Origin of the sequence: Pseudomonas mucoides, assembly GCF_015461845.1 — a bacterium.
In the GTDB taxonomy this organism is placed as follows: Bacteria; Pseudomonadota; Gammaproteobacteria; order Pseudomonadales; family Pseudomonadaceae; genus Aquipseudomonas; species Aquipseudomonas mucoides.
In genome coordinates, this window is record NZ_JACOPW010000011.1 from 44,258 (window position 1) to 65,760 (window position 21,503).

At 59.8% G+C, this 21,503-nt stretch carries 20 protein-coding genes and 2 pseudogenes; 10 read left to right on the forward strand and 12 right to left on the reverse strand.

Annotated elements, in window-relative coordinates; all coding sequences use genetic code 11:
* Position 1: 1 nt before the first annotated feature.
* A complete protein-coding gene (locus H8F22_RS30145; protein ID WP_059182490.1) occupies positions 2-865 on the reverse strand; it encodes a LysR substrate-binding domain-containing protein in 864 nt (287 codons plus the stop codon).
* Positions 866-962: 97 nt separating this feature from the next.
* Between H8F22_RS30145 and H8F22_RS30150 the strand changes: the two genes are divergently transcribed.
* Entirely contained in the window at positions 963-1,880 is a 918-nt protein-coding gene (locus H8F22_RS30150; protein WP_194941043.1) for a DMT family transporter, read from the forward strand.
* A 13-nt stretch (positions 1,881-1,893) separates the two neighbouring features.
* Here the strand turns inward: H8F22_RS30150 and H8F22_RS30155 are convergent, their stop codons facing one another.
* The gene (locus H8F22_RS30155; protein WP_194941044.1) at positions 1,894-2,610 is read right to left on the reverse strand and encodes a FadR/GntR family transcriptional regulator; all 717 of its coding nucleotides are present in this window, start codon (positions 2,608-2,610) and stop codon (positions 1,894-1,896) included.
* Between the two features lie 271 nt (positions 2,611-2,881).
* Between H8F22_RS30155 and H8F22_RS30160 the strand changes: the two genes are divergently transcribed.
* Both H8F22_RS30160 and gudD read left to right on the forward strand, forming a co-directional pair.
* On the forward strand, positions 2,882-4,228 hold the full coding sequence (locus H8F22_RS30160) for an MFS transporter (protein ID WP_027925406.1): 1,347 nt from the start codon (positions 2,882-2,884) through the stop codon (positions 4,226-4,228).
* A 24-nt stretch (positions 4,229-4,252) separates the two neighbouring features.
* Positions 4,253-5,596: a glucarate dehydratase gene (gene gudD, locus H8F22_RS30165; protein ID WP_059182487.1), complete on the forward strand. Its 1,344-nt coding sequence runs from the start codon at positions 4,253-4,255 to the stop codon at positions 5,594-5,596.
* Positions 5,597-5,714: 118 nt separating this feature from the next.
* Here gudD and H8F22_RS30170 read toward each other — a convergent pair whose 3' ends face one another.
* The gene (locus H8F22_RS30170; protein WP_027925408.1) at positions 5,715-6,599 is read right to left on the reverse strand and encodes a LysR family transcriptional regulator; all 885 of its coding nucleotides are present in this window, start codon (positions 6,597-6,599) and stop codon (positions 5,715-5,717) included.
* 162 nt (positions 6,600-6,761) lie between these two features.
* Here H8F22_RS30170 and ampC point away from each other — a divergent pair, with 162 nt between their 5' ends.
* Positions 6,762-7,928, forward strand: coding sequence for a class C beta-lactamase (gene ampC / locus H8F22_RS30175; RefSeq protein WP_194941045.1), 1,167 nt, complete (start codon positions 6,762-6,764; stop codon positions 7,926-7,928).
* A 225-nt stretch (positions 7,929-8,153) separates the two neighbouring features.
* On the opposite strand, the gene H8F22_RS30180 is transcribed toward ampC, so the two are convergent.
* The 3 genes and pseudogenes from H8F22_RS30180 to H8F22_RS30190 all read right to left on the reverse strand — a co-directional run bounded on the left by H8F22_RS30180 (position 8,154) and on the right by H8F22_RS30190 (position 9,375).
* Complete coding sequence (locus tag H8F22_RS30180; protein ID WP_027925410.1) at positions 8,154-8,522, reverse strand: DUF6124 family protein; 369 nt, start codon at positions 8,520-8,522, stop codon at positions 8,154-8,156.
* 197 nt (positions 8,523-8,719) lie between these two features.
* A complete protein-coding gene (locus tag H8F22_RS30185) occupies positions 8,720-8,983 on the reverse strand; it encodes a hypothetical protein (protein ID WP_194941046.1) in 264 nt (87 codons plus the stop codon).
* Between the two features lie 15 nt (positions 8,984-8,998).
* Positions 8,999-9,375 (reverse strand): annotated as a pseudogene (locus H8F22_RS30190) (DUF6124 family protein).
* A gap of 427 nt (positions 9,376-9,802) precedes the next feature.
* Between H8F22_RS30190 and H8F22_RS32930 the strand changes: the two are divergent.
* Positions 9,803-10,106, forward strand: a pseudogene (locus H8F22_RS32930) (autotransporter outer membrane beta-barrel domain-containing protein).
* Between the two features lie 152 nt (positions 10,107-10,258).
* Here H8F22_RS32930 and H8F22_RS30200 read toward each other — a convergent pair.
* The 3 genes from H8F22_RS30200 to H8F22_RS30210 form a co-directional block, all read right to left on the reverse strand.
* Positions 10,259-10,831, reverse strand: coding sequence for a DUF4174 domain-containing protein (locus H8F22_RS30200; RefSeq protein WP_194941047.1), 573 nt, complete (start codon positions 10,829-10,831; stop codon positions 10,259-10,261).
* 171 nt (positions 10,832-11,002) lie between these two features.
* Positions 11,003-11,788, reverse strand: coding sequence for a sulfite exporter TauE/SafE family protein (locus tag H8F22_RS30205; RefSeq protein WP_027925414.1), 786 nt, complete (start codon positions 11,786-11,788; stop codon positions 11,003-11,005).
* Positions 11,789-11,926: 138 nt separating this feature from the next.
* Positions 11,927-12,676, reverse strand: a complete 750-nt coding sequence (locus tag H8F22_RS30210; RefSeq protein ID WP_027925415.1) for a Do family serine endopeptidase — start codon at positions 12,674-12,676, stop codon at positions 11,927-11,929.
* Positions 12,677-12,909: 233 nt separating this feature from the next.
* Between H8F22_RS30210 and H8F22_RS30215 the strand changes: the two genes are divergently transcribed.
* Together H8F22_RS30215 and H8F22_RS30220 are read left to right on the forward strand one after the other, a co-directional pair.
* Positions 12,910-13,731: an aldo/keto reductase gene (locus tag H8F22_RS30215; RefSeq protein ID WP_027925416.1), complete on the forward strand. Its 822-nt coding sequence runs from the start codon at positions 12,910-12,912 to the stop codon at positions 13,729-13,731.
* Positions 13,732-13,761: 30 nt separating this feature from the next.
* Complete coding sequence (locus tag H8F22_RS30220; RefSeq protein WP_194941048.1) at positions 13,762-14,232, forward strand: DUF1810 domain-containing protein; 471 nt, start codon at positions 13,762-13,764, stop codon at positions 14,230-14,232.
* Here H8F22_RS30220 and H8F22_RS30225 read toward each other — a convergent pair.
* The gene (locus H8F22_RS30225) at positions 14,197-16,557 is read right to left on the reverse strand and encodes a DNA polymerase II (protein WP_172825934.1); all 2,361 of its coding nucleotides are present in this window, start codon (positions 16,555-16,557) and stop codon (positions 14,197-14,199) included. The two genes, H8F22_RS30220 and H8F22_RS30225, sit on opposite strands and share 36 nt — an antisense overlap.
* A gap of 222 nt (positions 16,558-16,779) precedes the next feature.
* On the opposite strand from H8F22_RS30225, the gene H8F22_RS30230 reads away from it, so the two are divergent.
* On the forward strand, positions 16,780-17,220 hold the full coding sequence (locus H8F22_RS30230; RefSeq protein ID WP_007944798.1) for a CBS domain-containing protein: 441 nt from the start codon (positions 16,780-16,782) through the stop codon (positions 17,218-17,220).
* Between the two features lie 115 nt (positions 17,221-17,335).
* Here H8F22_RS30230 and H8F22_RS30235 read toward each other — a convergent pair whose 3' ends face one another.
* Positions 17,336-17,959 carry a glutathione S-transferase N-terminal domain-containing protein gene (locus H8F22_RS30235; protein WP_059182478.1) on the reverse strand — a complete coding sequence of 208 codons (624 nt, stop codon included), beginning with the start codon at positions 17,957-17,959 and terminating at the stop codon, positions 17,336-17,338.
* Positions 17,960-18,220: 261 nt separating this feature from the next.
* On the opposite strand from H8F22_RS30235, the gene H8F22_RS30240 reads away from it, so the two are divergent.
* Positions 18,221-18,583, forward strand: a complete 363-nt coding sequence (locus H8F22_RS30240) for a hypothetical protein (protein ID WP_059182476.1) — start codon at positions 18,221-18,223, stop codon at positions 18,581-18,583.
* A gap of 80 nt (positions 18,584-18,663) precedes the next feature.
* Here the strand turns inward: H8F22_RS30240 and H8F22_RS30245 are convergent, their stop codons facing one another.
* Positions 18,664-19,758, reverse strand: a complete 1,095-nt coding sequence (locus H8F22_RS30245) for a DUF1615 domain-containing protein (protein WP_027925421.1) — start codon at positions 19,756-19,758, stop codon at positions 18,664-18,666.
* Between the two features lie 184 nt (positions 19,759-19,942).
* On the opposite strand from H8F22_RS30245, the gene H8F22_RS30250 reads away from it, so the two are divergent.
* Complete coding sequence (locus H8F22_RS30250; protein ID WP_059182474.1) at positions 19,943-21,478, forward strand: FAD-dependent oxidoreductase; 1,536 nt, start codon at positions 19,943-19,945, stop codon at positions 21,476-21,478.
* The last annotated feature ends 25 nt before the right edge of the window (positions 21,479-21,503 follow it).

Below are 21,503 nucleotides of genomic sequence, written 5' to 3' on the forward strand. Positions count from 1 at the left end.
ATCACGCGAACTCCTCGCGCAACATCGCCACAAACGCCTCCCGCGCCGGGTGAACCCCGGCGTTTTCATGCCAGTAAAACAGGTTGTCGATGGCCGTCAGCTCCGGAAACTCAAACCCAGCACACCCTGCCCCTTTGGCGTACTGATCAAACACCCCTTTAGGCACCAGCGCGACGCCGGCTCCCGCGCTGACGCACCCGACAATCGCGCCATAACTGGCCAGGCTGACAATCGGCAGCGCCTGCCCCTGACGCAGCAACCAATGTTCCAGCGCCGCCCGGTACGGACAGCCCTGGGGCCACATGAATACGGTCTTGTCCTGCAAATCCGCGATGCCACGCACCGGCCCCAACGATGTCGAGGCAATCAGCAACAGCTCTTCGCGGTACATCGGCGTGCGCTTGAGTTGGGAGCGTTCGACATCCACCGCGACAATCGCACCGTCGAGCCGATGGTTAAGTGTGTCATCCAGCAGTTGGCCCCAGGTGCCGGTGGTCAGTTCCAGCGCAACCGCGGGATAGCGCTTGTGGAATTTCGCCAGCAGGCGCGGTAGCCGGCCGGTGGCCGAGGACTCGATGGCGCCGATGCGCAGCGGCCCGGAAGGGTCAGCGGACGGGTCCAGTGCGCGTTTGGCTTCAACGGTCAGCGCGAGGATTTTCGAGGCGTAAGACAAAAATGTCTGCCCCGCCGGGCTGATGCGCAGCCCCCGGCCCTCACGCAGAAACAGCGCCACGCCCAACTCCGTCTCCAGCGCCTTGATCCGCGCCGTGATATTGGACGGCACGCAATGCAGCAACTCGGCGGCCCGAGCGATGCTGCCGACGTCGGCCACAGTCTTGAACATGCGAATCTGCGCCAGCTCCATAATCATCACCAAAAGTGAACAGTCGACGCAGTATAAGTCAGTTGTGGTGAGCTGTTCGGCTTCAGATACTCGGCACATACACCCAAGGTGCCCCACCATGAAGCCACTCACCCGCCCCGCCCACTCGCCACTCAAAATCATCCTGGCGATGGCCTTTGTCATCGCCTGCTGGGGTTATTCGCCAACGGGCATTCATATCGGCTTGCAGGCCTACGACCCCGGCCATCTGGCCCTGCTGAGGTTTCTGATTGCCTCGGCGTTCATGGCGGTCATTGCCGCGTTCAAAGGCATCAGTCTGCCCAGGCTTCGCGACCTGCCGCTGCTGATGGTGCTCGGTTTTTTCGCGGTGAGCCTGCATCACGTCGTGCTCAACATCGGGCAACAGCATGTCAGCGCTGGCGCCTCCAGCGTGCTGGCGCAATCGACGCCGTTGTTCAGCACGTTACTGGCGCGCTTTGTGTTCAAGGACCGGGTCAGCTTCTGGCGCTGGGGTTGCATCGTGGCGGGACTGGTCGGCGTGGTGATTGTGGTGACCGGTGATCGCGGGCTGGGCAGCGTCGACGTTCACGGATGGCTGATCCTGCTGGCAGCGGTGTCGTGGAGTTTTTACTTCGCCTTGCAGAAGCATCAAACCGGGCGCTACGACGGTCTGACGCTGGTGTGTTACACGGTGTGGTCGGGCACGGCGCTGCTACTGATCTACCTGCCGGGACTGGCCAGCGAGGTCGTCGGCGCACCGGCGCATGTGCAGTGGGCGGCGATGGCGTTGGGCGTGTTTCCCAGTGCGCTGGCTTATCTGGCCTGGGCGTTTGTGCTGGCGCACGTGGACTTGAGCCGCGCCAGCATGACGCTGTACCTGATCCCGCCGACGGCGATGGCCATGGCGGCCTATGCCTTGGGCGAACAGCCAACGCTGACGGTCGGCGTCGGTGCCCTCGTGGTGTTGATCAGTGTGCTGGCGCTGAATCTGGAGCGCCGGCCTGCGGGAATCGCGGCGAGTCCCGCCCGGTCATGACCCAAGCGGCGACTCAGGCGCCGCCTGCGGAAAAGCGGTCGCGGCTGTTGGTCAGGTGCAACCACATCGCCGCCCGCGCCGCGTCCGGATCCTGACGCTTGATGGCGTTGAGAATCGCCTCGTGTTCGAGGTTGGCGAGTTGCCCCAGCTTGCTCAGATCCGCCGCTCCGCGCTCGGCGGCATTGAGGCGGGTGCGCGGGATCATCGCACTGCCCAAGTGCTGCATGATGTCGGTGAAACACACATTGCCGGTGGCTTCGGCGATCAACAGGTGGAAGCGCTTGTCCGCCTCGACGCAACTGTCGTTGTTGGCCAGCAAGCTCTGATAATCGTCCAGCGCTTCACGCATCTGTGCCAATTGCAGCTCCGTACGACGCGTCGCCGCCAGCGCCGCGGCCTGGGTTTCCAGGCCCATGCGCAACTCCAGAATGCTGCGCACCCCCAGCGCGGTATCGACGTTCAGCCGCAAGCCTTGCTCCGGCGCGCGTTCGATGACAAACGTGCCGATGCCGTGACGGGTTTCCACCAGCCCCGACGCCTGCAATTTCGAGATCGCCTCACGCACCACGGTGCGACTGACGCCGTGTGCCTGAACGATCGAGTTTTCCGACGGCAGCTTGTCCCCCGGCAACATCTGGCCCAGCAAGATGCTCTGGGTCAGCTTGGCGACCAGGTCGTGAGCGAGGTTGTGGCTGCGCCTTGGGGCTGGCGTATCGAGGTCAGGTTGCATGGCGATGATCCGGAAACGGGGCTAACGGAATCGTAGCACCGCGCGGGATTGGGATCTTCAGAAAACAGCGCCCTACTTGTATGACAACACTCAACAACCGTGCCCATTCCAGGTAAGAAGCCCGCCAGGCGACACCAGAAAAAGCATAACAAATCGCTTAAATCTCACCATTTCGTTGGACATCACCCCTTGCGCATTAAAAAAACGCAGTTGTATGATGTCTATCAACAACGCAACACCCCGCATAAAAATAATCAGTGGGAGAAACCAAGTGAATACATCCGTATCAGGGATGCACGACGGTGCCGATTCGGTCCTGAAGTCCGCCATCTCAAAAGTGAAACGCCATGTCCTGCCGCTGTTCGTCATCATGTTCATCGTCAACTACATCGACCGTGTGAACATCGGCTTCGTCCGCGCCCATATGGAACACGACCTGGGGATCGGCGCTGCCGCCTACGGTCTCGGGGCCGGGCTGTTCTTCATCGGTTACGCGCTGTTCGAAGTCCCTTCCAACATCCTCCTGCAAAAAGTCGGCGCACGAATCTGGCTGACCCGCATCATGCTGACCTGGGGCCTGGTGGCCGCCGGCATGGCGTTCATCCAGAACGAAACCCACTTCTACATCCTGCGATTCCTGCTGGGCGTGGCCGAGGCCGGGTTCTTTCCGGGGGTGATTTATTACTTCACGCGGTGGTTGCCAGGGGTTGAGCGCGGCAAGGCGATCGCGATCTTTCTCAGTGGCTCGGCAGTGGCCTCGCTGATCTCCGGCCCGCTGTCCGGGTTGCTTCTGCAACTCGACGGTTTCGGGTTGCACGGCTGGCAGTGGATGTACTTCATTGAAGGGATGTTTTCCGTCGGGCTGTGCGTGTTCGTCTGGTTCTGGCTGGACTCCAAACCCCACGACGCCAAATGGCTGAGCCGCGAAGAACAGGATGCGCTGGTCAACGCCATCGAAAACGAACAGCTGGCCCGCGAAGCCGCGACGCCGATCAAACCGTCGTTGGGCAAACTGCTCAAGGATCGCCAGATCATTCTGTTCTGCCTGATCTACTTCTTCATTCAGCTGACCATCTATGCCGCGACCTTCTGGCTGCCGAGCATCATCAAGAAGATGGGCGACCTCAGCGACATTCAGGTCGGGCTGTTCAACTCGATCCCTTGGCTGCTGTCGATTATCGGCATGTATGCCTTCGCTTCGCTGTCCGCCAAATGGAAACACCAGCAAGCCTGGGTGGCTGCTGCGCTGTTGATTGCCGCCGCCGGGATGTTCATGTCGACCACGGGCGGGCCGATCTTTGCCTTTGTTGCAATCTGCTTTGCGGCACTGGGTTTCAAGTCCGCTTCGTCGCTGTTCTGGCCGATCCCCCAGGCGTATCTGGATGCGCGGATCGCCGCTGGCGTGATCGCGTTGATCAACTCGGTGGGCAACCTCGGCGGGTTCGTGGCGCCGACCACCTTCGGTCTGCTGGAGGAGCACACCGGTTCGATTCAGGGCGGTCTGTACGGGTTGGCCGCGACCTCGATCATCGCCGCAATCATTGTCTTTGCCGCACGCAACACACCCAAAACCGCACCGGCCGCTGCGCTGGGCAAACCAACGCCCAACCACGCCTGATCCGTTGTTTATAAGGACAAGAAAATGCACCCACAAGACTGCGCAAAAGCCCCGATCATCACCAGCATGGAGGTGGTTCCAGTGGCCGGCCACGATGGCATGCTGCTCAACCTGAGCGGCGCCCATGGTCCGTTTTTCACCCGCAATATCGTGATCCTCAAGGACAACGCCGGTCACACCGGGGTCGGCGAAGTACCGGGTGGTGAGCGTATTCGCCAGACACTGGAAGACGCCCGCGCGCTGGTGGTTGGCAGCCCGATCGGCACGTATCAGAAGATTCTCAACCAGGTGCGCCAGACCTTTGCCGATCGCGACGCCGGCGGGCGCGGTTTGCAGACGTTTGACCTGCGGATCACCATTCACGCCGTTACGGGGCTTGAGGCCGCCCTGCTCGACTTGCTCGGCCAGCATCTGGACGTACCGGTCGCCGCCCTGCTCGGCGAAGGCCAGCAACGTGACGAAGTGAAGATGCTCGGTTACCTGTTTTACGTGGGTGATCGCCAGCAGACAGACCTGGCCTACCGCAGCGAACCGGACGCCGATAACGACTGGTTCCGTGTGCGCCATGAGCAAGCCATGACCGCTGACGCGGTGGTTCGTCTGGCTGAAGCCGCTCACGCCCGCTACGGTTTCAAAGACTTTAAACTCAAGGGCGGCGTGCTCGGTGGTGATGAAGAAATCGAAGCCGTCACCGCACTGGCCGAACGCTTTCCGGATGCGCGCATCACGCTCGATCCGAATGGCGCGTGGTCACTCAAGGAAGCCATTCGCTTGTGCCGCGATCAGCATCATGTTCTGGCCTACGCCGAAGACCCGTGCGGCGCGGAAAACGGTTACTCCGGCCGGGAGGTCATGGCCGAGTTCCGCCGTGCCACCGGACTGAAAACCGCGACCAACATGATCGCCACCGACTGGCGGGAAATGGGCCACGCCATTCAGTTGCAATCGGTGGACATTCCGCTGGCAGACCCGCATTTCTGGACCATGCAAGGTTCGGTTCGCGTGGCGCAGATGTGCCATGAATGGGGCCTGACCTGGGGTTCGCACTCGAACAACCACTTCGATATTTCCCTGGCCATGTTCACCCACGTCGCGGCGGCTGCGCCGGGCGACATCACCGCCATCGACACTCACTGGATCTGGCAGGATGGCCAGCGCTTGACCAAAGCCCCACTGCAAATCGTCGGTGGTTGTGTGCAGGTGCCGAAGAAGCCGGGGCTAGGGGTTGAACTGGACATGGACCAATTGGCCAAGGCCCATGAACTGTACAAAGGCATGGGACTGGGGGCGCGAGATGACAGCGTGGCGATGCAGTTTCTGATCCCCGGCTGGAAATTCGATAACAAACGGCCGTGCCTGGTGCGCTGACTTCTGCCGCTGTACTCCTTGCAGGAGTGAGCCTGCTCCGGGCGGCGTTCCGACGAAGAGGCCGGCACATTCAACATTGATGCCGCCTGACATTCCGTTATCGCGAGCAGGCTCACTCCTACAAGGGTGGCGTTTCGCACGCTTGCAGTAGCCACTCCTTGAACGCCGACATCGCCGCCGTTTCGGGGCGGGATTGCAAGCGGGTGAGCCAGTAGCTGCCAGTGGTGATGCCGATGGCGAACGGTTGCTCGATGGCACCCGCCGCCAGTTGACGGGAAAACATCAGCGGCGGCGCCAATGCAATGCCGGCACCTTGAAGCGCGGCTTCCATCATCGCCAGCGAAGAGTCGAACACAATATTCCTGGTGGGTGCCGTATTGGGCGGTAACCCGCAAGCCAGAAACCACTCAGGCCACTCGTCTGTCCGGTAGGAACGTAACAACGTTTGTTTCAAAAGATCCTGAGGCTCGCTTAACTGTCGGGCCAGTTCGGGAACGCACAGCACCGACAGCGGCGCTTCGATCAACCGCAGCGCGTCAATCCCGTGCCAGGCGCCAGCGCCAAAGCGAATCGCGTAATCCAGCCCTTCAGCGGCCACGTCCACCCGATTGTTATGGGTCGACAGCCGTAAATCTATGAACGGATGTTTCTCCTGGAAGTCCGCCAGCCGCGGCAATAACCACCCGACCGCGAACGTACCCACCGCCCCGACAGTCAACACATCCCGATAGTGCCCGCCTTCGAACCGCTCAAGCGTTTCGGCGATTCGGTCAAAAGACTCGCGCAGGACCGGCAGCAAGGTTTCACCCTCACTGGTCAGCATTAACCCGCGTGGCAAGCGTTTGAACAGTGTTACGTTGAGTTGGGCTTCAAGGCTTTTGACTTGATGACTCACCGCCGCAGGCGTAACGAACAACTCCACCGCCGCCCGAGTAAAACTCAAATGGCGTGCGGAGGCCTCGAAAGCGCGCAACGCATTCAGCGGCAAGTGAGGACGAATCATGCCAACTCCATAGTTTTTCTAATGGCTCACCCGAAATATCGTCGTTTGTCGACGCTAGGCGTACTGCCTAGATTTGGCTCGCCTATCAGGCAACCCGATTTGCAAGAGCGCATGGAGTGTAGCGGGTTACCATCGACACAACTCATGAAGAGTAGATCTGACATGTACACAAACAAATTGCCAAGGCTTGCATCCTATGGTGCTTTCGCCCTTATCCTCGGCGCGGCATCCTGTATTGCCGCGCCCCCGTCCGACCAACAACTCGAATCTGTGGTCAACGCCGCCGTCGGCCCCGTGATTCAGCAACAGAACATCGCCGGCCTTGCCGTCGCGATCACCCAGAACGGTCAGCAGCATTACTTTAATTACGGCGTGGCCTCTAAAGAGAATCGCAAACCGGTCAGCCAGGACACCTTGTTCGAAATCGGTTCGGTCAGTAAAACCTTCGCCGCCACGCTGGCCGGGTATGCGCAGGCCAACGGCAAACTGTCCCTGTCCGATACTGCCAGCACCGTTTTGCCGGCATTGCGAGGCAGTGCGTTCGATCGCATCAGTGTGTTGCAATTGGGCACTTACACCGCTGGCGGGTTGCCGCTGCAATTCCCCGACGACGCTGACCATGCCGACACGATGCTCGATTACTTCAAGCGATGGACACCGGTTTACCCTGCTGGCACCCATCGCCTGTATTCGAACCCAAGCATAGGGCTGTTCGGTTATCTTGCCGCCCACAGCATGGGCCAGCCGTTCGATGACCTGATGGAAAAAACCTTGCTGCCAAAACTGGGCCTCAAGCACACCTACCTCAAGGTCCCGCCAGCGCAGATGGGGCTTTACGCTCAGGGTTACAACAAGGACGACAAGCCGGTACGTGTCGAGCCGGGGGCGCTGGATTCCGAAGCCTACGGCGTGAAAACCAGTGCCTCGGACCTGATTCGATATGTTGAAGCGAACATGAAACCGGCAGGACTGGAAAAGCCATTGCAGCAAGCCATCGCCACCACTCACACCGGTTATTACACGGTGGGTCAAATGACACAGGGGCTGGGTTGGGAGTTCTACCCTTATCCGGTCACGCTGGATCGGCTGCTCGCCGGCAACTCGACCGAGATGGCAATGGAAGCTAACGAGGTCAAGTGGTTGAACCCGCCGCAGCAGCCACCGCAAAACGTGCTGCTCAACAAAACCGGCTCCACGGGCGGCTTCGGTGCCTACGTTGCGTTTGTGCCCTCAAAGGACATCGGCATCGTGATCCTGGCCAACAAAAACTACCCGAACCCGGAACGGATCAAAATCGCCCACACGATATTGAATGCCCTGAGCGAATAACCGGAAGCAACACGAGCCCTCTGTAGCCGCTATCGAGCTCCAGCGAGGCTGCGTTCGGCTCTGTAGCAGTCGTAAACCCTGCACACGCGGTCTTTCTGAAACACCGCGTTGCCTGATTTTACGACTGCTTCGCAGCCGAACGCAGCCTCGCCGGAGCTCGACAGCGGCTACAAAACAAAAAATGGGTGACCCTTTGAGGTCACCCATTTTCGTTCTTACGCCTGCTTAATGCCGGGTCTCTGGCTCACCGGCAGACGCCTCCCTGTCCGCCGCAAGGTTTTCCCGCACCTGGTTCACCAACAACTCGGCGACCATCGCCAACTGCTGGATCGAAAATATTTCACCGCGGTTCGGCCCTTCCAGTTTGGCGGCAAAGTTCTCAAGCAGGGCCGTCAACGACGCGAGGGTATCGCAAGCTTGTTTCAGTAGCGTCCGCGTGTCGACGCCGGGGGCAATGGTGAATATAGGCTGGGGCGAGGAAACAGGCCTGGGGCGTGGAATGACCGCCACGTCGGCGGTGCCACACAGCTTCACAGACGCGGGATGATTGGTATTGTCAGGGGTGTCTCCTTGAGGCTTGCTGAACTTTTTCACAGGCGAGGCTCCTTTTTCACGGGTGTTTTCATCCTTGGGTCCTTCAATGTCGCGGACATCCATGAAGGCTAGCGGTGCGGGCTGACAGACACCAGTTCATCAAGTGCGACACAACTTGAAGGAATTTTCCGAAGCCCGTGAAGGCGGATACTTCACACGCAAAAAAAATGGGCGATCACCTGGATCGCCCATTGTTGTTACTGCGACTGCAATCGTCGCCCGATCACGTCCATCAAATCACAACCGTCACACAGCGGAATCGCCAACACCCGCGCAAAATCCTGAAGCAACAGAGCATCACGGCCCATCCCCTCGCCCACGGACAAGGTTTCCAGCTGTTGGCTCACGCTACGAATGCGATAGGCCGCAGTGTCATGCAACACATCCACCGGCGCATCCGTATCAATCAGCAACGACGCAATTTGGCAATCGATGCCCGTAATCGGCATATATCTGGCCATCAGTGATCTCCTCTCTCAATGCCGTATCGGTGGCTGAACGACAGGCGCACCTTCGGGTGGATCAACGTTATCCAGCGCCTGGTTCACCAACAACTCGGCAATGACCGCCAACTGCTGAATCGAGAGCGCGACGTTACGCTTTGAGCCTTCCAGTTTGCAGGCCAGATCTGTAATCAGGACATTCAGTGATGCCAGAGTTTCGCAGGCATGGCTTAGCAGAGTTGTGGAATCGACGCCGGGAGTGATCGTGAATACGTGGCTGATCGGGTCGGTATGACTGGGGTTTCGCAAGCGAGCGCTGACGGCAGGCTCGGTGATTTCGGAAAGTGGAACGGCATCGACAGGATCTGAATCGGCCGGGGATAAGGGGGATTGGGACTTAATTTTTTCATGTGCGAAGAACCTCGGTAATTTAAGAAAACTGCCGATCTCACTTCCACAGAGAGGGTGGCAGCTGTACGCAGGTGTGGAAGTCCGGGATACCGAGAGAAACCCAGTGCACGCAATCGTGCTCCTGCGCACAGCCGCCATAAGCAACAATGTTGGCATAAAAAAAAGCCAACAGGTGTTTAGAGGCACATGCTCTCTCGGTAACCACCGGACTTCCACATCCGACCGCTGATTTTGCAGCGGCCCGACAAAGGTATCGGTAGGTGGGTTGGCGCACCAGTTCATGGAGTACGATACGTCTCGCAGGAAATGTCCGACGCCTGTGCAGGCCAGCGCACTGCGTCCGAGGACGTCCCTTCGAGATTACATCCCCACCACCTACAACCCGGGTAGGATCGCCCGCTTTTTAGCCTGTCCACCACGCGGTCAGTGCTGATAGCTCCAGTCGGCAAGGCTTTCGATTTGAGTCAGGGCTGGTTTGTCGAACCGCAGGCGGGATTGCAAGTTGCGCGCATCAGCGGTGGGCGTTACACCGCCAGCAATGGCCCGGATGTCGAACAGGACGCGATGATGTCTGTACAGCCGTTTGCCGGGTTCACGCGCCGAGATTGGCGCGGGCGTTGCGGTGAAGGCGGCGGACAAACACAGCTTCTTTGCGGAAGTGGGCTACACCCATGGCAGCGACATCGAGCAGCCGTGGGCGGTGACGGTCGGGTATCGCTATAACTGGTAACCACACCCTGCAGCTGGCGCAGCCTGCGTCCGGCTGCGAAGCAGTCGTGAAATCAAGCGGTGCGGTGTTTCAGGAAGACCGCGTACTCAGGGTTTACGACTGCTGCGCAGCCGGACGCAGGCTGCGCCAGCTGCTACAGGGTCGGTGGGGTGTCAGTCATCCGGCATTTCAGGGGGCTTGGTTGGTTTGGCCGGTTTGCCATTCTTGGTGGCCTTGACCCCTTTAGCGCCTTTGACCGGCTCAGCCTCGGCAGGTGGGGTCACTACCGGCGGCGCGGTGGCTTCTTTTTCGGCTGCTGGCAGGGCATCGATGGTGTCGAACACTTTCTTCAAATCGACCGATTTTGACTCAGCCCCCGAACTCTCAAGCTTCTTCTCGCCGTCCTTGCCGATCAGGATCACTTTGGGCAACGCCCCCGCACCGAGTTTCAGGGAGCGAATCAGCGCCATGGTGTCCTGCTGACCGAGGTCCTCGCCGTCGCGCTGGCCGAACATATTCAGCACGCTATACACCCGGATTTTGCGTTGGGCGATCCCGTCCTTGTTGGCCGGATCGTCCAGTGACTTTTTCAGCCCGACCCAGACAGGATCGACGGTGCTGGGTGCAATGACAATCAAGGGCCGGAACCGGCCTTTGTCGGTATCCAGCGGTGAATCACTTTCGGTTGCGAATAAGGGACCGGCGAAAGCCAGCAAGGTTGTCAGGGTCAAAAACCTGATGAGCATGCGCATCTCCTTTTGATAACCACGCTCTAATGATTGCGCATCGCGGCGTTCGTTCCGGGTGACGCACCGCAATTGTGTTTCGCCTTGACCCAAGCTTAGGTCAGGGCGGTCATTGCGCAACAGACGGGGCTAATCTCATCGCAGATAAGCAGCGGGGTGATTCAATCGGAATCAGAACGCCAGTTTGTAACCGATCAGCATCAACATCGTCGCCAGGCAAGGGCGCAGCACTTCATCGGAAATCTTGCCGGTCAAATGACTGCCCAACCAGATCCCCGGCAGCGAGCCGATCAACAAGAATCCCAGCACGTGCCAGTCCATGTTGCCCATGCTCGCATGGCCAAGCCCGGCGACCAGTGTCAACGGCACCGCGTGGGCGATTTCGGTCCCGACGAGGCGACGGGTCGGCAGCAGCGGATACAGGATAAACAGGGCCACGGTGCCCAGGGCGCCCGCACCGATGGACGTCAGCGCAACCATGGTGCCCAGCACCAGGCCGGTGATCACCGTCATGCCGTTGAGGCGTTTGCCACTGGGGTTGTAGTTGCCACCGGCGCGCTTGTGAGCGAAATCGAGCAGGCGCTTCTTGAACAGAATCGCCAATGCCGTGGCAAACAGGACGAACCCCAGTGCCTGCTTGATGATGGCATTCATGGTTTCAGGCGCGGTGTGCAAGCTGCTCAGGAACCACAGCGTCAACGCCACCGCCGGCACGCTGCCAAGGGTCAGCCAGCCGGTAATCGCCCAGTCGATGTTGTTGTTTTTCCGGTGGACCAGCACGCCACTGGATTTGGTGATCGCCGCGTAGAGCAAATCGGTACCGACCGCTGTCGCGGGGTTGATGCCGAACCACAGCAGAATCGGGGTCATCAACGACCCACCACCGACGCCCGTCATGCCGACAATAAAGCCAACCACCAACCCGGCAACGATCAACCCGATGTTCACTAAATCCATTGAGACGTCCACAAAGACCGCAGAAGAAATCTGGCCCGCAGCATAGCGATTTTTCTTATAACCACTTATATCGATGCGAACTATCGTTATATCCAAGACATAACAACATCCATTCCCCTGTAGGCGCTGTGTCGGGGTTTATTGCACCGGCAGGAAATTCAGGAACAGCAGGCTCTGCGCATAATTCAAGCCGATGCGCCGGTAGCGTTCGTCGAGCATCTGCGTCAGCAAATCCAGCCGGGCAACGATCTTGCCGAACTCCACGGCGAAACTCAGGTTGCTGCCCTCCTCCGAGATCTCGTTGGAGAACAGCAAGGGTTCGCCTTGTTTGTTTTGCCGCTGGCTGAGAATCCACGTGGCGATCTCGATGTTGCGCGCGGCGTTGTTGACGAACGTCGGGTTGATCGCGTCCGTCATGTAGAACTCCAGGCGATTGCCGTGAGCGGTTACCAGCATGCTGCCGATGGCATAGATGAAAGCACCGACCCGGTCACCGAGAAACTCCGGGCTCATGGCAAACCTGAGCGCCGCCAGGTCTTTTTTGCCACCGAGGGTGGGCAGTGGCTGTTGCTGCTCGATGGCCATGCGCACTTGCTTCCCGGCGGTTCGGGCATCGAGGAAGCCGGATTTTTTCAGCTCCTCGGGGTTGCGCAGGTAAAGCTTGCTCATCAGCAAATAGAGGCTGTCGAGGTTGTCACGCATCGTCAGCGTGGCCATGCGGTCGACGCTGGTCTGCAGAAATTCCTGGGGACGGCCTTCGCGGAACTGGCTGACAATGTCATTGCCCTGTTGCTGGCTGCAACCGCTGACAAAGAACATCGCCAAGCCAGCCAGAAACAAGCAGCGGCGGCGGATCGGTGGGGTGATGCGGGGTAACACTCGAGCCATGGGTTCTTGAACTTGGGCATGGGCCAGCGGTGGGGATCGCCGCCGGCTGCCCAAGGATAGAGCCGTCAATACCAAAAAAGTGCAGTGCCGGTGGTCCGTGAGCGAAGGCGCCTGCCTGCCCAAAGGTGATATCTCGTCATGTTCGCTTTTACCTGGAAGATGGCGCTGGAGGGAACCACCGGGTTATTTTGCTGCCAACTAGGTATCCACCGTGTTGCACACAGGAGGTTTTCATGCGGTTCCTTGAACTGGCCGGCGTCAACGTACCGGTCATTGGCCAGGGCACCTGGCACATGGGTGAAGATCATTCGGCGCGCGCTAAAGAAGTCTCGGCCCTGCGCCAGGGCATCGAGCTGGGCATGACGTTGATCGATACCGCGGAAATGTACGCTGAAGGCGGCGCCGAGGAGGTGGTCGCGCAAGCCATCAGCGGTCTGCGTGACCAGGTCTTTGTGGTCAGCAAGGTCTACCCGCACAACGCCAGTTGCCAAGGCATTCCCCAGGCGTGCGAACGCAGCCTGCGGCGCTTGAAAACCGATTACATCGATCTGTACCTGCTGCACTGGCGCGGCCAGTACCCCTTGGAGGAAACCGTCGAAGCCTTCGAGCGCCTGCGTGAAGACGGCAAGATTGGCCGTTGGGGTGTGTCCAATTTCGACTTGGACGACCTGCACGAACTGCACTCATCAACCTGCGCCACCAATCAGGTGCTCTACAACCTGGAGGAGCGCGGCATCGAATTTGATTTGCTGCCCTGGAGCCAACAACACCAGCTGCCGTTGATGGCGTACTGCCCTATCGGCCAGGGCGGTGAAATGCTGACGCATCCGACGCTGGTAAAAATTGCCGCCCATCACGGGGTGACACCGGCTCAAGTGGCGCTGGCATGGATCCTGCGGCAGCCCGGCGTGATCGCCATCCCCAAAGCGGTCAAACCTGAACACGTGAAATTGAATGCGCAAGCCGCGCAAGTGCGGCTCGAACCCGGGGATCTGGAGGTGCTGGACCACGCGTTTCACGCGCCACAACACAAACAGCGATTGGCCATGGTCTGAGCCATCGCCGTATTGGCAGAGGGTTTCTGCATGCGAAGCACCGATCAGCTCGATGCTTTTAACTTGCCACGTTTCGTCCAGGCTCAAGACCCGGTCTTTGAGTGGGTTCAGGAAGAACTGAGTGCCGGTCAAAAACGCCGTCACTGGATGTGGTTCATCTTTCCGCAGCTTGCCGGGTTGGGGGGCAGCGAAATGTCCCGATACTTTGCCATTCGCTCCAAAGAGGAAGCCGCGGCGTATCTGGAGCATTCATTGCTGGGCCCACGATTGCGTACGTGCACGCAATTGGTCCTGAACATCAAACAGCGCTCGATCGCCGAGATTTTCGGTCATCCCGATGACCTCAAGTTCCACTCTTCAATGACGCTGTTTGCCCAGGTCGCTCCGGACAACAGCCTCTTTGACCAGGCCCTTGAACAGTATTTCCACGGCATACGGGATGACTGGACGCTTTCATTGCTGGACTTAAAACAGGCCCATTTGCCCACCAATCAGGGTTGAGAAGTCATCGTCGACAAACGGCAGGATCGCGTCCGCCACCGGTTGCAGTTGCCGGGTGACGTAATGGTCGTAGTCGATCGGGGCGCTGCGAATCTCCAGCGGCTCGGGCCCGGCAACGGTGATCACGTAGCTGATCCAGCCGCCGTTCTGGTACTGACGCGGACGGCCCTGGCGGTCGTTGAAGTCATCGGCGATGCGCGCGGCACGCACGTGGGGCGGCACGTTGCGCTCATAGTCGTCGAGGGTACGGCGCAGGCGCTTGCGGTAGATCAGGCGGTCATCGAACTCGCCAGCCAGGGTCTTTTGCACGTAATCGCGCACGTAGTCCTGATACGGCTTGCGGTGGAAGATCCGCGAGTACAGCTCCTGCTGGAATTGCCGGGCCAGTGGCGACCAGTCGGTGCGCACGGTTTCCAGGCCTTTGTAGACCATTTCATCCGTGCCATCGGCGCGGGTCACCAGGCCGGCGTAACGCTTCTTGCTGCCCTCCTCCGCGCCACGGATGGTCGGCATCAGAAAGCGTTTGTAGTGGGTTTCAAACTGTAATTCCAGGGCACTTTCCAGCCCGTATTCCGCATGCACATGTTCGCGCCACCACTGGTTGACGTGGTCGACCAGCGCGTGGCCAATCTGCGCGGCCTCCTCCTGACCGTGGGCGCGGCGCAGCCAGACAAAGGTGGAGTCGGTGTCGCCGTAGATCACCGTGTGACCCTGGGCCTCGATCAGTTGCCGGGTACGCAGCATGATTTCGTGGCCACGCAAGGTAATCGACGACGCCAGCCGTGTGTCGAAGAAACGGCAGCCGCTGGAGCCGAGTACGCCGTAGAAGGCATTCATGATGATCTTCAGCGCCTGAGACAGTGGCGCGTTGTGTTCGCGTTTTGCGGTTTCGCGGCCTTCGGCGACCCGGGCGACGATGGCCGGCAGGCAATGCCGGGTTCGTGAAAAACGTGCCCCGCGAAAACCCGGCACAGAGTCGCTGTCGTCGGGATGCTGCAAGCCTTCGATCAGCCCCACCGGGTCGATCAGGAAGGTGCGGATGATCGACGGATAGAGGCTTTTGTAGTCGAGCACCAGCACCGATTCGTACAGGCCCGGCTGCGAGTCCATGACAAAACCGCCGGGACTGGCCTGTGGTGACTTGCCGCCCAGATTCGGCGCGACAAAGCCCTGACGGTGCATCAGCGGCATGTACAGGTGAGTGAACGCCGCCACCGAACCACCGCTGCGGTCCGCCGGCAAACCGGTGACGCTGGCACGCTCCAGCAAGAAGGTCAGCAGTTCGGTCTTGGCGAAAATCCGTGTGACCAGCTCACAGTCTTTGAGGTTGTAAGTGGCGAGGGCCGGTTTGTCCTCGGCGAACATGCGGTTGATTTCGTCCATGCGCTGGTACGGCGTGCTGATCGCCTTGCCCTCACCGAGCAAGGTTTGCGCGACGTTCTCCAGGCTGAACGAGGGGAAGTTCCAGGTTGCCGAGCGCAGGGATTCGATGCCGTCGATGATCAGGCGCCCCGCGGCTGACGCGAAGTAATGGTTGCGGCTGCCGTGTTCGCGCCACTGCATTTCTTCGCCGCCGCGCCCAAGCTTGAGCGGTACGCCCAGGCGTCGGGCGTGTTCGTGGAGGACGCGAAGGTCGAACTGCACGACGTTCCAGCCGATGATCGCGTCGGGGTCGTGGCGGGCAAACCATTCGTTGAGTTTTTTCAGCAGCACGGTTCGCGAGTCGCAGTATTCAAGCTGGAAATCCACCGCGCTGGCGTCACCATTGGGCGGCCCGAGCATGTACACCTGGCGTTCGCCGCAGCCTTCCAGGGCAATGGAATACAACTCGCCTTGTTCGGTGGTCTCGATATCCAGCGAGACCAGCCGCAGGTTGGGCCGGTATTTCGGGTCGGGTTTCATCTGCGCGTCGAGCAGCAGGCCTTGCGCATCGGGCGACCCACCAAAGATCACTGGCGCGGTGATGAACCGTTCCATCATGTAGCGCTCGGGCGGGCGAACGTCGCCCTCGAACATCTCGACGCCGGCCTTGCGCAGCGCGGTTTCCAGGCGCATCAACTGACCGTGCTGCTGGCAATACAGGCCGAGCACCGGACGATGCTCGAAATCCAGCAGGGCCAGGGGCTTTAGTTCGACGTCTTTCTCGCCGCGAAGCACCTCTTGCGCCTGTTCGCGCTGGGCGGCTGGAATGAACGCCACCGACGGCTGATGAGGCAGGCGGATGCGCCGGGGACCACTGTCGGTCGCCAGCCAGAACTCGACTTCCGTGCCGGCCGGGGTGTCGCGCCAATGCCGGGTCAGGACGAAGCCCTGCTGTAAATCCACCACTGCAACCTCTCGATTTGATTCAGGCGGCAATTCTACGCGTCATCAAGGGGCAGCGGGTCATGCGCGCCACTTTCGACTTTCTCATAGGGTTTAACCGCGGTTTACCGAAAAAATACCGCTGAATGGCGTTTTTTGAGTCTTATCTGCCGCTTTCACTCTTGCCCTCAGCGCTTGGGTCTACGATTCTTCAAGAACAACGACAACACCCGAGAAGCCACCATGAAAACCGTCGCCCAACTGCTCAAGCTCAAAGATCAGAAGAATCAGGAAGTGCACCAGATCAAACCTGATCACATGGTGCTGGAAGCGCTGATGAAGATGGCCGAGAAAAACGTCGGCGCCTTGCTGGTGGTGGAAAATGACGAGGTGCTGGGCATCATCAGTGAACGTGATTACGCACGCAAACTGGTGCTGCATGGCCGTTCTTCGGTGGGCACGCCGGTGCGCGACATCATGGTGTCCCCGGTGATCACCGTGGACACCCATCAAACCGTCGACACCTGCCTGGGCATCATGTCCGACCGACGCCTGCGTCACCTGCCGGTGGTGGAGAACGGCAAGTTGATTGGCTTGCTGTCGATCGGCGACCTGGTCAAGGAAGCGATTGCCGAACAGGCCGAACTGATTCGCCAGCTGGAGCAGTACATCCGCGGCGAGTAATCCGAAGACACCCTGGATCAAAATGTAGGAGTGAGCCTGCTCGCGATAGCGGTATGTCAGTTAATGAATAGGCTGACTGATACACCGCAATCGCGAGCAGGTTGTTATTCGGTGTTCACACTGGCCAATGCCGCGCGAAGACCGGGGCCAGTGTCGGGTGCCGGTCGATGCGCTCCAGCCACGCGAAAAAACCGGGACGGGTGTTGCGTAAATGCTCACGGCTGCCGGCCCACCGCGACACCACCGCCGCCAGCACATCCAGTGCGCCCGGCGTCTCATCCCCCAGATACAGCTCGCCGGAAAACTGATCGGCAAACACCTCCCAGCTCCAGTGCAATCGCGCGCGGGCGCCGGCCGTGAGGTTTTGCCTGGACGCCTCATCCGTCTCGGCCAGCCAGCGTTCGGGGTAATCGATGATGCCGATGGCTGCGTAGCAATTGCTGACGATGTACGTGAGGCCGCGGATCGCCTGATCACGGTCGGCGGGCAGTGTCGGCAACAGGTTCGACTTGGGAAAGGTCAGCCCGAGATGAATCAGGATCGCCGCACTTTCGGTCAGGATGCTGCCATCGGGCAGCTGCAGCGTTGGAATCTGCTTGAGCCGGTTGAGCTTCTCCAGTGCCTGGGCTGCCTCCGAGGACAACTCGACGTCGATGAAGCGATAAGGAATTTCGCACAGCTCCAGCGCCGCTTCTATCGCCGCCGCGCCGGAATTCTGGTGTCCATAAAGTTGATACATGGTGCGGCCTCCTGGCGAGACGGGAATGGGGTCATGAGAGGCGTCACCTGCCGGTCGTGGTGATCCAGCTAATCAGTGTAGAAGCGTCGATCCGCCCTACCCGTACCATCCGACGACTGAACCATCACGCCCGCGTGGGGCGACTCACAGGGGCTATCAATACTGTCGATGTTCACCATCACATCAATGAAGTTCTCATAAAAAATCCTCGGCGTAACATCCGCTCCATACCAACCCATAAACACCCCGGAGCACACCATCATGAAACGCCAAACTATCCTCGCTATCGCTTTCTCGGTCTTTGCAGTTAACGCTTTTGCCGCAACCTCTGCTCAACCTGTGGTCGCTGAAGGCGGCTCGGATCGTCTGATTGAAAGCCGAGTGGCTGAAGGGGGTTCGGATCGTTTGATCGAGAATCGTGTGGCCGCTGATGGTTCCGATCGCTTGATCGAAAACCGTGTAGCCGCTGATGGTTCGGATCATCTGATGGAAAACCGCGTTGCTGCTGATGGTTCTGACCATCTGATCGAGAACCGCGTAGCCGCTGATGGCTCCGATCATCTGATGCAGAACCGCGTTGCCGAAGGTGGTTCCGACCGTCTGATCGAAAGCCGCGCGGCATAAATGCAGGGGTTTACCGCAGTACTCAATGAAAAACCCGGCCTGACCCGCCGGGTTTTTTTACGCCTCTCGTTCGATCAGGGTTACTGGCCAGCCCGCTTCATGCAACGCTGATAACGCTCATCGACGCGCTTGGCAAACCATGCCGTGGTGAGCTTGCGGGTGATTTTCGGGCTTTGCAGTTCGATCCCCGGCAACACGGCACGAGGCAATGCCCTGCCCTCGGCCTGATCGGCCAACGCGAACACTCGCCGGTAGAGTTCCGTTTCCTCGAATTTCAGGCTTTTGCCCTCCTCCAATTGATTGCGAATGGTCGTATTGCGCATCCCCAACGGCTTGCCAAGGCTGCGCACCGCCACTTCCGTGGTACCGGGCATGATCGAGTCATACCGGACCAAGTCGCCATCCAGCGCCAACGGGATGCCTGACACCCGGCTCAACGCGTTCTGAAACGCCGCATTGCGGCTGGCGTACCAACCGGCATTGAAATCAGCGAAGCGATACAACGGTTGCGTGTAGCTCACCGGATAACCGAGCAAATGGGCGATGCCGAAGTACATGCCGCCGCGCCGAGTGAATACCTCGTGGCGAATCGAGCCTTCCACCGGGTACGGATAGTTCTTCGCCTGCTGTTCGGCGAACTCGATACTGACCTGCATCGGCCCGGCGGTGTGTACCGGATTGAAGCCACCGAACAGGGTCTTGCCCAAGGGCACCATGCCAATGAAATCATCGAAAATCGCGCTGAGTTCCTTTTCACTGCGCGCCGCGTTGAGGCGGTCGCTGTAGCTTTTGCCGTTGGGTGACTTCACCTGCAGCGCGCCGCTGATCAACAGGCTGGGGATGTGGACTTTAGCGGCGCGACGGTCGATTTCGTCCCGGGCGATCTTGCCCAGGCCCGGCACAGGCGGGTCGACCTGGAAGGTGGATTCCTGCTCGGTCACGGCGAGCACCGAACACAGGTTTTGCGTGGACGGATAAATATTCTGGGCGGCGAAGGCGGCGTAGATGTCCGTGGCCCACCCTTGGCGATCCGTGGTTTTGGCCGGCAGCAAGCGCACGATTTCGGCCTTGACCTCGGCGGGCGGGCGCGCGGGTTGTTCCTGCGGGTGCTGAGTGCCGCAACCGGCCAGCAGCAACAGCGCCGCGCCGCCCATGATCAATCGATTGGCTTGCATGGTGCTCCATCAAATCCGTTGAGCCGGGTTAACCATACGACCAATGGCATGGCGCAGGCTATGACTCTTGCGGCCGCGCCCTGTTCCATCGTCATGTCAGCGGGGCCTTTTTCCGTTGGGCGGTCAGCCTTCCGGCCGACTGCGCCTGAACCATACTTGAGCCAGTCACCGAGGAGACAGGCTCATGCACCGTAGCGACGTACTGATCGTCGGCGCCGGCCCGACCGGGCTGGTCCTGGCGCTGTGGTTGAGCAAACTGGGGATCCGCGTGCGGATTATCGACAAGACGTCGGCGCCCGGCACCACGTCGCGTGCGCTGGCAGTCCAGGCGCGCACGCTGGAGCTGTATCGCCAGCTCGACCTCAGCGAAGCCGTGGTGCAAAACGGCCATCGCGTGGCGGCAGCAAATTTCTGGGTCAGCGGTGAATCGGTTGCACGATTGCCACTGAGCAACATCGGCGCTGGCCTGACACCCTATTCGTTCATGGAAATCTTTCCACAAGACCAGCACGAACGCTTACTGATCGAGCGTCTTGAAACCTTCGGCATCAAGGTGGAACGCGGCACCGAACTGGAGGATTTCGAGGAAACCGGCGATGGCATCACCGCCCACTTGCGCCTGCCCGATGGCCAACAGGAAACCTGCCAGGCGTGTTACCTGGCCGGTTGTGATGGTGCCCGTTCGATAGTGCGTAAAAAGCTGGACACCGGGTTTCCCGGTGGCACCTACCAACAGATTTTCTACGTGGCGGATGTGCAGGCCAGCGGGCCGGCACTCAACGGCGAACTGCACGTGGACCTTGATGAAGCGGACTTCCTCGCCGTGTTTCCGCTCGCCGGCAGCGGGCGCGCGCGGTTGATCGGCACCGTGCGCGACGAGCGCGCCGACCGGGCTGAAACCCTGCGTTTCGAGGACGTCAGCAGCCGGGCCATCGAACATCTGCAGGTGCAGATCGAGCAGGTGAACTGGTTCTCGACCTATCGCGTGCATCACCGGGTGGCCGATCACTTTCGCACCGGCCGCGCCTTTTTGTTGGGCGACGCGGCCCACGTTCACAGCCCGGCCGGTGGTCAGGGCATGAACACCGGGATTGGCGATGCGATCAACCTGGCGTGGAAATTCGCGGCGGTGTTGAGTGGCGGTGCCGAGGCCAAACTCCTCGACACCTACGAAACCGAACGCATCGCCTTTGCGCGCAAACTCGTCGCGACCACCGACCGGGTGTTCAGTTTCGTCACCGCCGAGGGACGCGTGGCCGACGTGCTAAGGACACGGCTGGCACCGTTTTTGATCCCGAAGATGGCCTCGTTTGAAACGTCCCGCGAGTTCCTGTTTCGCACGGTCTCGCAGATCACTCTCAACTATCGTGGCATGCCGTTAAGCACCGGCGTTGCCGGGCACGTTCACGGCGGCGATCGCCTGCCTTGGGCGCATGACGGCGAAGGCGACAACTTTGAATCGCTGAGGAATCCGACCTGGCAGGTGCACGTGTATGGCGACACCAGCGACGAAATGATCGCCTGGTGCATCGAGCATCATCTGCCCTTGCATGTGTTTGACTGGCGACCGGCGTTTGAAGCAGCGGGGTTGGGGCGTAACGGGTTTTATCTGCTGCGCCCGGATACGTATGTGGCGATTGCCGAGACGTGTTCCGATCCGAAGGTGATTGAGCGGTACTTCAACCATCATGGAATCCGGCCGTACTTCGGCACGCCCTGAAGTCACCACCAATCAACGGTGGGAG